8 protein-coding genes and 1 pseudogene are annotated in these 13,305 nt (G+C 41.3%); 3 read left to right on the top strand and 6 right to left on the bottom strand.

The genetic code is table 11. The features are described from left to right. Positions 1–44: 44 nt before the first annotated feature. From BWP33_RS02050 to BWP33_RS02025, 6 genes are all read right to left on the bottom strand, one after another. Positions 45–614 carry a 5-formyltetrahydrofolate cyclo-ligase gene (locus BWP33_RS02050; RefSeq protein ID WP_002641032.1) on the bottom strand — a complete coding sequence of 190 codons (570 nt, stop codon included), beginning with the start codon at positions 612–614 and terminating at the stop codon, positions 45–47. Positions 615–621: 7 nt separating this feature from the next. Then, positions 622–1,281 carry a hypothetical protein gene (locus tag BWP33_RS02045; protein WP_002641033.1) on the bottom strand — a complete coding sequence of 220 codons (660 nt, stop codon included), beginning with the start codon at positions 1,279–1,281 and terminating at the stop codon, positions 622–624. A gap of 529 nt (positions 1,282–1,810) precedes the next feature. Then, positions 1,811–2,806 (bottom strand): DNA cytosine methyltransferase, encoded by a 996-nt coding sequence (locus BWP33_RS02040; protein WP_002641034.1) that lies wholly within the window; start codon positions 2,804–2,806, stop codon positions 1,811–1,813. Positions 2,807–2,822: 16 nt separating this feature from the next. Further along, positions 2,823–3,674, bottom strand: a complete 852-nt coding sequence (locus BWP33_RS02035) for an NgoPII family restriction endonuclease (RefSeq protein WP_002641035.1) — start codon at positions 3,672–3,674, stop codon at positions 2,823–2,825. A gap of 47 nt (positions 3,675–3,721) precedes the next feature. Then, entirely contained in the window at positions 3,722–4,798 is a 1,077-nt protein-coding gene (gene prfA / locus BWP33_RS02030; RefSeq protein ID WP_002641036.1) for a peptide chain release factor 1, read from the bottom strand. A 329-nt stretch (positions 4,799–5,127) separates the two neighbouring features. Beyond that, positions 5,128–6,666 carry an AmpG family muropeptide MFS transporter gene (locus BWP33_RS02025; protein ID WP_002641037.1) on the bottom strand — a complete coding sequence of 513 codons (1,539 nt, stop codon included), beginning with the start codon at positions 6,664–6,666 and terminating at the stop codon, positions 5,128–5,130. A gap of 427 nt (positions 6,667–7,093) precedes the next feature. On the opposite strand from BWP33_RS02025, the gene ppx reads away from it, so the two are divergent. The 3 genes and pseudogenes from ppx to odhB all read left to right on the top strand — a co-directional run bounded on the left by ppx (position 7,094) and on the right by odhB (position 13,296). After that, on the top strand, positions 7,094–8,590 hold the full coding sequence (gene ppx, locus BWP33_RS02020; RefSeq protein WP_455431020.1) for an exopolyphosphatase: 1,497 nt from the start codon (positions 7,094–7,096) through the stop codon (positions 8,588–8,590). Positions 8,591–8,821: 231 nt separating this feature from the next. Further along, positions 8,822–11,665: pseudogene (locus tag BWP33_RS02015) on the top strand (2-oxoglutarate dehydrogenase E1 component); the annotation flags it as partial. 449 nt (positions 11,666–12,114) lie between these two features. Next, positions 12,115–13,296 (top strand): 2-oxoglutarate dehydrogenase complex dihydrolipoyllysine-residue succinyltransferase, encoded by a 1,182-nt coding sequence (odhB, locus tag BWP33_RS02010; protein WP_002641040.1) that lies wholly within the window; start codon positions 12,115–12,117, stop codon positions 13,294–13,296. Positions 13,297–13,305 lie beyond the last annotated feature (9 nt).

Genomic DNA, 13,305 nt, shown 5'->3' with positions numbered 1-13,305 from the left:
TAGGCAACCTGAAAGCATTTTTTCAAGCTGCCTTTATTTTTATTTTAGAACCAATAACATGACTGTTCTGACACAAATGCATCAACCCGACAATCGTGCGCCTCATGTGGCAAAGCATCAATCTGCTGACACGCAAATCCCACCGCAATTTTTTTCGGCTGCACAATATGACGAGTCTGCGCCAAAGTCGCATCATAATAACCGCCCCCCTGCCCCAAACGATACCCCATTTTGTCAATGCCAACAATCGGCAAAATCAACGTATTGAGCCGATGCACACGAATTTTCTTACCTGCAAATTGTGGAACTTTCAGGCTGCCTGAACCGCGTAAACGTTCTGATTTGCCAGTAGAATACGGTGTAAACCACAAACGCAATTGGCGCGGTTCAATATAAGGCAAATAAATTTTTGCGCCACGTTTTTGTGCGGTGCGGACAAATTCGTCCAAACGCATTTCACTGCCAATCGGAAAATACACAGCAATATTTTTGCCCCGTTTAATGCAAAATTTAAGTACACGATTGGCACGTAACGTGGCAATTTGGCGCATTTGGTGTGGTAAAGATTGACGATTTTGCCGACAGATTTTTCGTAATACTTTCTTATTTAACATGATTTTCTCATTTATTATTGAGTCTCAATTTCTCTTTTACAACCACCTGATTCAATGCTAAATCAGCCAATGGAAAATCACCCAATTTATCGCCAAAATATGAAACCTGTGGCAAATCACGCAATAAATCATCAACATCTTGTGCAGTCAAAAATTTCCCATGCAAATCCCAGCCCACATTTAAAATTCGCCCCTGAACTTTTGCTACACGCTCATGAGTATGTCCATGCAAATGATACCAACCCTTATGGCAACCATCCCATTCTTGAATCGGATAATGAAATAAAATCAAAATATTATTGATTTCAGGCAGCTTTAATTTCAAATAATTTTGTGCGCTGGTAATCATCGGCAAACCATCGTGTTTCATATTTTTTTGCAAACGGTCAATATGTTGCTCAATTTGTCCATCATGGTTGCCATAAATCAAGTGATGCGTGCCATTTAGGCGATACAATATATTTTCTACTTGTTTGAAATCTTTAGAAAAAGATAAATCACCCAAATTGTAAACCACATCATCAATACCAACTGTTTCATTCCAACGCGCAATCATAAATTCATCTAATTCCGTAGGATTGCTGGTTTTTGGACGAAAAGTCGGACAAAACTTCACAATATTGCGGTGCGAAAAATGCACATCCGATGTAAAAAAGATTTTTCTCATTTTTAATTTTTTCCTAGAAATTCTTGAATAAATTTAATTTTATCCAATTGCGTCAATTGATTAAATGTTTGTTTATGTGTAATTTAAACTAACGTTGTTTATAATAATCAACGAAAATACTATAATGAAAATCCACAAAAGAACCAAACTCCTGCTGCATCATCGTCAAGCCATTTAAACTGCATACACCCAAGATAAAGAAAGCATTACTTCGCTTGCTAGATGATTCATAGTCAGCCGTTAAACCATCTACAATGTGCTTAAATCACTACCCGAACAGCACTACAGGGACGCTTTTGAGAGGTTGGATTTGAATCCATTATTGATTTTTCCCACATTGCTGGAAATGAAACTTAGAACCTGTATTTACAGCCAACGTAAAATAGATTTTTGTCCCAGTTGGTGCGAATGTAAGGCGAATTTTATCCCAATATCGCTCCTATTGGCATGAAATTCAACGCAGCAGGCATGCTAAATGGGGCAAAAAGACATCGCACTTGACTGTGAATACAAATTCTAATGATAATTTTCAGGCAGCCTGAAAAACTTGTTTGATTGCCACCGCGATTTCATACGCCAATTGAACGGGAACAGCATTGCCAATCATTTTATAGCCATCATCAATTTTTTGATAGATAAGTTTAAAATTATCGGGAAAACCTTGTAATCTTGCTACTTCACGCACCGTCATGCGGCGGTATAAATGCTCTTGACCTGTTACAAAACGGAAATCGTTTTCGCCATACTTAACCATTTTGGGGGCTTGAGGGTGTAATTGGCATTGTCGCCCTGATGCCTGAACAGTAAAACCTTGTTCATTCCATGCTTTAACACGGTTTCGGCTCATAAAAATGGTGGAAAAGCTACCTGTGAAATATTCATTATTGTTAATAGCTTGTGGATTGGCATAATTTTTTTCGCTAGCAGGGACAGCCGTTTTTTGTAAATCAGCCATCACATCTTTTAATGTGAGTTTGTGTTTATCATCAGCCGTTGAACCTTGTGGGAATTGGAATTTAATATTTAAATCTTTACGAAAACCAATATAAAATACCCGTTTACGTTCTTGTGCGACACCATAATTTTTGGCATTAACCAAGGTTAGCGAAACGTCATAACCGCATTCATCAAACATTTTGAGTAAATTTTGTACGGCTTGCGAATGGCGATTGGCAAGCATTCCGCTGACATTTTCCGCTAAAAAGAATTTGGGTTGTTTGCTTTTTAAAATGCGAATGTAATCAAAAAATAATTGTCCACGTGCATCATCAATACCGCGCAACGCACCTGCTTCTGACCAAGATTGGCACGGTGGTCCACCAATGATTCCATCAATTTCATCAGGAAAATTAATTTCTTGAATATGACGAATATCACCTTCAATCAATTGGGTTTTAGGGTGATTGGCTTTATAGGTTGCCCAAATGGTTTTGTCGTATTCATTGGCAACAGGAATTTCAAAACCTGCACGTTCAAAACCTAAATCCAAACCACCACAACCTGAAAATAAACTAATAACCTTCATCTTTATTTCTGTTATTTTATCTTTTAAATGTAATCAATTTTGCTGGTTTTAGTTGAGCAGGATTATTGGGATTTTTAATCATCACATCGGCGATTGAAAAATCAGGAACTTGCCCAACTAATTGTTCAATGTCTTCTGTATTATTAAATGACTGATATTTTTCCAAATTGATGAGACACATCAAATTAAATGGTCTTTCAAAATCCCTTTGATAAAGATAATTAAATACTTTGAATGGGTTAGCAATAGACCACATTCCACGAACACGCAAATCGGTAATGCCCAAAGGGTCAATTTTTTTGACTTTGGCTAATTCGTTGGTTTCAGTAAATTCCACATCGGGAATTTGTTGGATGCCTGTGACAATTGTATGGCGAATACGCTCGTAAATCATGTGATTGGCTGCGTAATCTACACCATAAACCATACACAAACTTTGTAAAGGCTGATTTTTTGGCACGACACCCACCACATAAATGATGTCTTTCTCTCTCCAATTTGGCTCGCAATTTCTGCATTCTTGTGTGAGTAAGGGCGAACTTGCCAACAATTTATCTTTTGGATAAGAACTATTTAATGCTAAAGTGGCATCTTTTCCAATCACTTTTTTGACTTCAATCGCATCGCCATTTTTCAAAATCATATCAGGTGGATTATTTTGATTACCCAAATAGGAAAAAGTTTCTGAGAGTCGGGCTAGGCGTTGTTGTTCGTTTTGAGTGTGTAACGTATTAGCAAATAAATCTTTAACCCACTCTTCCAACGCTTCACCCATTTGATTAGCACGATTTAAACCATGATTTTCACGGTTAAAGTTGTTTTCAAAATCAGTAACTAAATTGTAAATCGCATTAATAATATTACTCATGTTTTCTCCAAAAATGTTTACAGGCTGCCTGAAAACTTACTGAAAACTTAATCCCCCATCGCTGCCAACAATTCTGCTTGATGTTCGGCAATCAGCGCGGACGTGATTTCTTCCATATCGCCGTCCATGACAAAATCCAATTTGTGCAAAGTCAAATTGATACGGTGGTCAGTAACGCGTCCTTGTGGATAATTGTAGGTGCGAATGCGTTCGCTTCTGTCGCCGCTACCGATGAGCGATTTGCGTTCGGCGGCTTCTTTGGCTTGGGCTTCGCGTTTTTGTTTGTCATTCAAACGTGCGGCTAACACTTTCATGGCTTGGGCTTTATTGGCGTGTTGGCTGCGACCGTCTTGACATTCTACGACCATGCCAGTGGGTAAATGCGTGATGCGAATAGCAGAATCGGTTTTGTTGATGTGTTGACCGCCTGCGCCCGATGCACGAAAGGTGTCAATGCGCAAGTCGTTGGGATTTAATTGGATTTCTTCTAATTCGTCTGCTTCTGGCATCACGGCAACGGTGCAAGCGGATGTGTGAATGCGTCCTTGGCTTTCGGTGGTGGGGACGCGCTGTACACGGTGTCCGCCACTTTCAAATTTTAATTTGCTGTACGCACCCAAACCAATTAAACGCACAATCACTTCTTTATAACCACCTAAATCGCTCTCGCTGGCGGATACGATTTCAGTTTGCCAACGATTGCGTTCGGCAAAACGTGAATACATGCGCAACAAATCGCCTGCAAATAAAGCAGCTTCATCGCCGCCCGTGCCTGCGCGAATTTCAATGAAAATATTTTTGTCATCGTCTGCATCTTTGGGCAAAAGCAATTTTTGTAATTCAAAATCAAGCTGTTCAATTTGGGTTTTGGCATGTTCAATTTCTTCTGCGGCGAAATCTTTCATTTCAGGGTCGGACAACATTTCTTGCGCATCCGCCAAATCGCTTTCGGCTTGACGGTATTGCTGATAGGTCTCAACAATCGGCGTGAGTTCGGCGTGTTCTTGGTTGAGTTTGCGGTAGTTGTCCATATTAGCGGTGGCTTCGGGCGAGCCGAGCAGCGCGGTAACTTCTTCAAGGCGGTGCGCCAAATTTTGTAGTTTATCTAATAATGATGGTTTCATAATGTCAAAAAAAAGATTTTCAGGCTGCCTGAAAGTAAAAATAATGAAAAATGTGAGAATGATAATAGTAAAACACGGCTTCAGGCAGCCTGAAACCGTGTTCCATGAAAATAAGGCGACCCCACAAAGAAAGGGTTGGCGGAATCTTTGTAGGGTCTAAGTCCAGTCGCTGGTGTATGGGCGAGGTGGCGACTGAACCTATCCCGAATTATACGCGTATCATTTTGTTTGTGCAAATGGAATATTTAATTTGTTGCTGAATGATTACAAAATAACGCTAATTGGCTGCTTTGAGTTTGTGAATTGTCAATTGGTTAAAAATTTTTCAATTAGTCATTTTTTGGAAACAAGATACGGTCTGCCCACCAAATCAGACCCAGAACTGGCACGCCTAATAATGCGGTAAGCATGAAAAATCCCGTGTACTCAATACGCTCTACAATGCTGCCTGAATATCCACCTAATACTTTTGGAAACAACATCATCAGTGAACTGAACAGCGCATATTGTACCGCCGTGAACCGAATATTTGTCAGCGAAGATAAAAATGCCACAAAAACCGTTCCAGCCAAACCCGCTGCGAAGTTATCCAAACCAACGGCGGTGTACATCAAATGGACATCGTGTCCACGTGTCGCCAGTAATACAAACAACAAATTAGTCGCTGCCGCCGCAATTGCCCCCAACATCATCATATTCATAATGCGAAATTTTTGTGCCAACGCCCCTCCAGCAAATCCACCAAAAATTGACATGATGACTCCAAAAGTTTTTACCGCGTATGCAATTTCTTCTTTGCTAAAATCCATCTGTTTATAGAATACACTCGAAATGACACCAGAAACAATGTCTGAAATGCGATATAAGCCAATTAGTGCCAATAAAATCAATGCTTTTTTACCATATCGTTGGAAAAAATCACGAATCGGGTCTACCCACGTTTGTACGGCAATCTGTTTGTTAGCCACCCCCATGCGTACTGACAACCAACCTGCTACAGCCGCTACCAGCAATGATAAAATTAAATGTAATGTTTCGTAAATAAATTGTAATAATGGCGAGGTTTCTTTGTCGGGAAATAGGCTGCCTGAAAATTTAAATGTTGCCACAAACACCACAATCACCAATACGAACATCGCCAATAATCGTAAATTATCACGCGTGGAAATATTGCTTGTATTTGTTTGATTATATTCTGGTTCTTTTATCATTAGGGTCGTTAAAACGCCCAGCCCCATCAAACCAGCCATCACCAAATACGTCATGCACCATGCTTCGTAAACATAATGTCCTGTTGTTGAACCTAATTTCGCCGCTAAAATCAACGAACCTGCACCAGATGCAATCATGCCGATGCGATAACCAGCAGTGTAACTGGCAGATAATATTGATTGCATTGCGGAATTATTTGGTGAAATTTCAATGCGATAAGCATCAATAACTACGTCTTGTGTCGCAGCAGCAAAACCCAACAGCACCGAACCTGCTGCCATGATATTCAGGCTGCTTGAAAATGCAGGATTCGGATTAGCAAATGCCATCAACAAGACTGCTGCAATCATTAAACCTTGCGCTAATAATAACCATGACCGCCTTTTGCCTAAAATTCGGGACAATATAGGTAGTTGTAGCGAATCAATCAACGGCGACCACACAAATTTAAATGAATAGCCCAAAGCCGCCCAGCTAAACATGGTAACGGTGCTAAGCTCTACGCCTGCTTCCATCAACCATAATGACAACGTGGAAAAAATCAATGATAAAGGTAAGCCCGCCGAAAAGCCCAGCATGACCAAAGTGATAACTTGAGCGGGGGCGTGTGAGATGGTACGCGTTTTGGCGAGATAAGTGATGTAAATCGGGGTCATAATCAAAATAGGTGTGAATATTAAATTGGACGCGATTATAACGAGATTGTTTTTATAGAGTAATATGCTTATTTAAAATGCAATTTTCTGTAAAATACAAAATTTTGTTGCAAAAATGAAACGCTTATTTTTGAGAAAAAATGATTAATTGATTTTGCAATAAAAGTTATTTTCAGGCTGCCTGAATTGGACTTTTATTGGCAATTTGCTGACAAGTGAATCCGCTTGAGTTACCATTTAGCATGGTTGTCTTTACAAAATTTATCATACTATTGTGGGTTTTTAGGCTGCTTTTTGTTGTGTTGTTGCCAATATTTTACGTGATGCTTGACGTGTTTTAACATAAGCGCACACTTCTATATTGTATTAATCAGGTAGCCTGAATGAAGATAAATTCAACCAATATTTCTATTATCAATTTGAAGGGATTTCAATGAAGCCATTGCCTACGCTTACCACTGTTGATTTAGGTTCAAACAGTTTTCGTTTGCAAATTTGCCAAAACAACGGCGGACAACCACAAGTGATTGAGAACATCAAACAAATGGTTAGATTAGCTGGCGGATTAGACGCACAAAAAAATTTAAATGAAGCCAGTCAACGGCGTGCTTTGGAATGTTTGGCGCAATTTGGCGAACGCTTGCGCGGTTTTCAGCCCGAAAATGTCCGCGCTGTTGCCACCAACACATTTCGTGTCGCCAAAAACATCAAACAATTTTTGCCCCAAGCCGAAGCAGCGTTGGGTTTTCCCATTGAAATCATTGCAGGTCGCGAGGAAGCACGTTTGATTTACACAGGCGTGGTGCATACCTATCCCAATCATGGGCGAGCCATGCTGGTTATTGATATCGGTGGTGGTTCAACTGAATTTATCATCGGTAGTGGCGCACAACCTGTGGTGATGGAAAGCCTGCCGTTGGGTTGTGTTACTTATTCTAATAGATTTTTCTCTAATAAAATCAGCGATAAAGATTTTCAGGCTGCCATCACCGCAGCGCGTAGCGAAATTCAACGCATCAGCAAAATTTACAAACGACAAGGTTGGGACATTACATTAGGTACATCAGGCACAGCAAAAGCCATCGCCAATGTCATCGCAGAAGAAAAATTAGCCGAACAAGGCATCACATTAACCCACATGCGCGAACTCGCCAAATGCATCGTTGATGCAGGCAGCACCAAAAAAGCCAAATTAAATGGTTTAAAACCAGAGCGTTTGGACGTGTTTGCAGGTGGTTTGGCGGTGATGATGGCAGCATTTGAAGAATTGGCTATCCAAGAAATGCAGTTCACAGATGCGGCGTTACGAGATGGTTTATTCTTTGATTTTATTGAACGAAATTTAGATACTGATATGCGTGAAGAAACCGCCATTCAATTTCAAGAGCGGTATCATGTCAGCAAAAATCAAGCCAAACGCGTAGGCGAATTGTCGGTAAAATTTTTAGCAGATTTATCTAAAAATTTCAAGGTATTGGAATTAGAAACGTGGTCAAATTATGTACGTTGGGCGGCGATGTTGCACGAAATTGGTATTGACATTGCGCATTCTGGCTACCACAAACACACGGCATATATTTTAGCAAATGCGGATATGTCGGGTTTTTCACGCGCTGAACAAGATTTGTTGGCAAACATCACGCTTGGACAACGTGGCGATTTGAAAAAAATGGCAGACACGCTGCCTGAAAAACCGATGTTGTGGCATGCGGTATTGGCACTGCGTTTGGCGGTGTTGTTATGTCGGGCGCGTGTGGACTTCAGGCTGCCTGAAAATACAATTTTGGGTGTTCAAAATCATGATTTCTATTTAAAAATTTCGCAAAATTGGTTGAATGAAAATCCACTGACGTCCGCCGCGTTGGCTGCAGAAAGCGAAGAATGGAAAAAAACGCATTATACATTTCGTGTTCAAGCGATTTGATTTTGATTGGATTTGAATTTTCAGTCTGAAAGTGTTTGTAATTAAGATTTAGATTGTAACAAAATGTGATGTAACCCTTGAAAATCGGGCTTTCAGGCTGCCTGAAAGATTATTTTTCATAAAAAATAACTGACAAACTCTTAACAAAAATAGTAAAATAAAGGCATTTGCATAGGGTTACTCCCCCTCCGCACACCGACCAACAACATTTATTAAAACAAAGGCACGGCCATGATGGACGAAAAACTTAATTTTTCCTACTTATTCGGCTCAAACGCTCCTTATATTGAAGAGCTGTACGAAAACTTCTTAAGCGACCCTAATTCTGTAGATGAACATTGGAAACAATACTTTAGCGATTTAGCACAACAAGCTGGCTTCATTCCAAAAGATGTGGCACATCATCCGATTCAAGAAGCATTTGTGAAATTGGCAAAACAACATCGCCCTACAGCAGCCGTTGCGTCAGGTGTGGTAGATGAAGAATTGCTGCAAAAACAAATTGCTGTGTTGCGTTTAATTTCAGCGTATCGCATTCAAGGCGCAGACGCTGCCGATTTAGACCCACTAAAATTGAAACAACCGCGTAATTTAGACGGTTTGTCTTTAGAAGCTCATGGCTTAAGCAATGCAGATTTAACATTAAAATTTGGTTTGGGTCGTGGCGATTTTTCTACTTCAGACAATAAATTGCCTTTGTCTGAAATCATTAATAAATTAAAACAAACGTATTGTGGGCATATTGGTATTGAATATATGCACATCGCCAATCGCGAAGAGCGTTTATGGATTCGTGACCGTTTTGAACGCGACTTGTCTACCCCAAATTTTTCCGCAGACGAAAAACGCGAAATCTTAAAACAAGTTACCGCCGCCGAAACGCTCGAACGCTATTTGCATACCAAATATGTCGGACAAAAACGTTTTTCCGTTGAAGGCGGAGAAAGTGTGATTGCTGGCTTGAATTATTTGATTCAGAACGCGGGCAAAGATGGCGTGGAAGAAATCGTTATCGGCATGGCGCACCGCGGTCGTTTGAATGTGTTGGTAAATACATTAGGCAAGAAACCTGCTGATTTATTTGCAGAATTTGAAGGAAAACAAGAAATCAAATTCCCAAGCGGCGATGTGAAATATCACAACGGTTTTAGTTCCGACATCATGACCAAACAAGGTGCAATGCACGTTACTTTGGCGTTCAACCCATCGCATTTGGAAATTGTGAATCCAGTGGTGGAAGGTTCTGTACGTGCCAAACAAAATCGCCGTGGTGCAGACGGTCGTACTCAAGTGATGCCTGTATTGATTCATGGCGATAGCGCATTTATTGGTTTAGGCGTGAATCAGGCAACATTCAATATGTCACGTACACGCGGTTACACAACTGGCGGCACAGTGCATATCGTGGTAAATAACCAAATTGGTTTTACCACATCAGATACACGCGATACTCGTTCAACCGTGTATTGTACCGACATCGCTAAAATGGTTGATGCTCCGATTTTTCATGTGAATGGTGATGACCCTGAAGCGGTGTGCTACGTTATTCAGGCTGCCTTAGATTATCGCAAACAATTCCATAAAGATGTGGTTATTGATGTGGTGTGTTTCCGTAAATTGGGACACAACGAAGGCGATGACCCAACTTTGACACAACCTTTGATGTATCGTGCTGTGTCGCAGCATAAAGGTACACGTGCGGTTTATGCGGATAAATTGATTTCCGAAAATGTGATTACTGCAGCTGATGCAGATGGTTACGTACAAGCTTATCGTGATGCGCTGGACAAAGGTGAACACGTTGAGCGTACTCGTTTGACCGATTATGAACGCAAACACCGCGTAAACTGGGAAAAATACAACGGCAATGATTGGCGTGAAAAAGTAGAAAGTGGTTTGCCTGCTGCTGACATTGCTAGGCTGGCTGAAAAATTCACGGCCATCCCCGAAGATTTTGGTTTGCACAAAACCGCCAAACGCGTGATTCAACAGCGTCAAGACATGGCAGCGGGTGCGCAAAATGTGGATTGGGGAATGGCAGAAACCATCGCTTACGCCAGCATGGTAACCAATGGTACAGGTGTTCGTATTTCAGGCGAAGACTCTGGACGCGGTACATTCTCACATCGCCATGCAGTGTTGCACGACACCAATCGCAAAGAGCAGCAATCTGACAAGGGGTTGTATATTCCATTGCAGCATATGGCTGAAAATCAAGCCAATTTTACTGTGATTGATTCCATTTTGAACGAAGAAGCCGTGATGGCTTACGAGTATGGCTACGCATGTTCTGCACCTGATTATTTGACAATTTGGGAAGCACAATTTGGTGATTTTGCCAATGGCGCACAAGTGGTTATTGATCAATTTATTTCATCTGGCGAAACCAAATGGGGGCGTTTGTGTGGTTTAACCACTATTTTGCCGCATGGTTATGATGGTCAAGGTCCAGAACATTCATCAGCACGTTTGGAACGCTGGCTGCAATTGTGCTCAGAACACAATATGCAAGTGATTATGCCATCTGAAGCCGCACAAATGTTCCATGTTCTGCGTCGTCAAACTTTACGTTCGTATCGTAAACCGCTGGTTATTTTCATGTCTAAACGCTTGTTGCGTTTCAAAGAAGCTACCAGCCCATTGTCTGACTTTTTGGAAAGCACAACTTTCCGCCCAGTGATTGGCGATGTGGCGGAACGTGAAAATCATGACAATGTGAAACGTGTGATTTTGTGTGCGGGTCAAGTGTACTATGATTTAGCCAAAGCACGTCAAGAGCGTGAATTGAGTGATGAAATCGCGATTGTGCGTGTGGAACAATTGTATCCGTTCCCTTATGCAGAAGCGGAAACAGAATTGGCAAAATATCCCAATGCAACCGAATTGGTATGGGCGCAAGAAGAACCGAAAAATCAAGGTGCTTGGTATCAAACACGCCATCGTTTGGAAGCATTGGCAAAAGATGGGCAAAAAGTATTGTATGCAGGTCGTCCAGCTAGCGCATCACCTGCGGTGGGTTATGCTAGCAAACACAATGCTCAATTGGCACAGTTAATTAACGATGCCTTAGATATTAGTAGCACCCCTACAAAAACTGTTCAGGCAGCCGTTAAGATTGAAGTGGCAGAAACCATTGAAGTGAATCCTGCACCAGAGACCAAAGTGGAAGCTGAGGAAACCATCATGGCGGATTCTACACCAACTGTAAAAATTGAAGTGATTGATGCCAAAGTAACAAAAAAGCCTGAAGCGCAAGTTCATGTTGCGCCAAGCATTGTTGATACTTCTGTTGTTGATGCGGAAATTGTTGTGGAGGCATCTGAACCACAAAATACCGCTGATGAGGGCGTGGGTATTTTGAATGCCAGCACGCATATTCCTGAAAATATTGAAATTAGCATTGTTTCTGATGACGCTGATTCTTCTGCAGAATCAGACAATGCCAAAGTAGCCCCTGAAACCGCAAACACCGAAAAGAAAAATAGTTTTTCTAGTGGAAATGCAAACTTTGTTTGGAGAATCAAATGATTGTAGAAGTAAACGTTCCTGTATTTGCTGAAAGTATTACTGAAGGCACTTTATTATCATGGCACAAAAAAGTGGGCGATTCTGTGGCTCGCGATGAAGTATTGGTGGATATTGAAACCGATAAAGTGGTGTTGGAAGTGCCTGCGCCACAAGCTGGTGTGTTGGTGGAAATCATCGTTAAAGATGGTGAAGTGGTTACAACACAACAATTATTGGCAAAAATTGATACAGCAGCCACCGCATCTGCCGCTGCACCGCAAGCTGTAGCGCAAGCCGCTGCCACTCAACCGCAATCTACCGCCAGCAACAACGTTGCTATGCCTGCTGCTGCTAAATTGGCAGCCGAAAAAGGCGTAGATTTAAATAACGTACAAGGTTCGGGTCGTGATGGTCGTGTGTTGAAAGAAGATGTTCAGGCTGCCTCTGTGGCTGCGCCTACTCAATCTGCGCCTACTGTAGCCAAAATTGCGACAGGTAACCGCGTAGAAGAACGTGTGCCGATGAGTCGTTTGCGCGCACGCGTGGCAGAACGCTTGTTAGCATCACAACAAGAAAATGCCATTTTGACCACGTTCAACGAATTGAACATGAAACCCATTATGGATTTACGCGCCAAATATAAAGAAAAATTTGAAAAAGAACATGGCATCAAATTGGGCTTTATGTCTTTCTTTGTGAAAGCTGCAGTGGCTGCGTTGAAAAAATTCCCTGTTGTTAATGCGTCTGTTGATGGCAACGACATTGTTTATCATGGTTATTTTGATATTGGTATTGCGATTGGTTCGCCACGCGGTTTGGTTGTGCCAATCTTGCGCGATGCTGACCAAATGAGTCTTGCTGATATTGAAAAAGCCATTGCTGATTATGCCAAAAAAGCCAAAGATGGCAAAATTGCCATTGAAGATTTGACGGGTGGCACATTTAGCATCACCAATGGCGGTACATTTGGTTCAATGATGTCCACGCCAATCATCAATCCGCCACAATCTGCTATTTTGGGTATGCACGCTACTAAAGAGCGCGCTGTTGTGGAAAATGGTGAAATCGTCATTCGCCCAATGATGTACTTGGCGTTGTCATACGATCACCGCATTATTGATGGTCGTGAAGCTGTATTGACCTTGGTAACAATCAAAGACTTACTGGAAGATCCAGCACGTTTATTATTGGACGTATAATGAATTAAT

Origin of the sequence: Simonsiella muelleri ATCC 29453 (assembly GCF_002951835.1) — a bacterium.
In the GTDB taxonomy this organism is placed as follows: Bacteria; Pseudomonadota; Gammaproteobacteria; order Burkholderiales; family Neisseriaceae; genus Simonsiella; species Simonsiella muelleri.
This window is presented reverse-complemented; position numbering and strand designations above follow the sequence as displayed.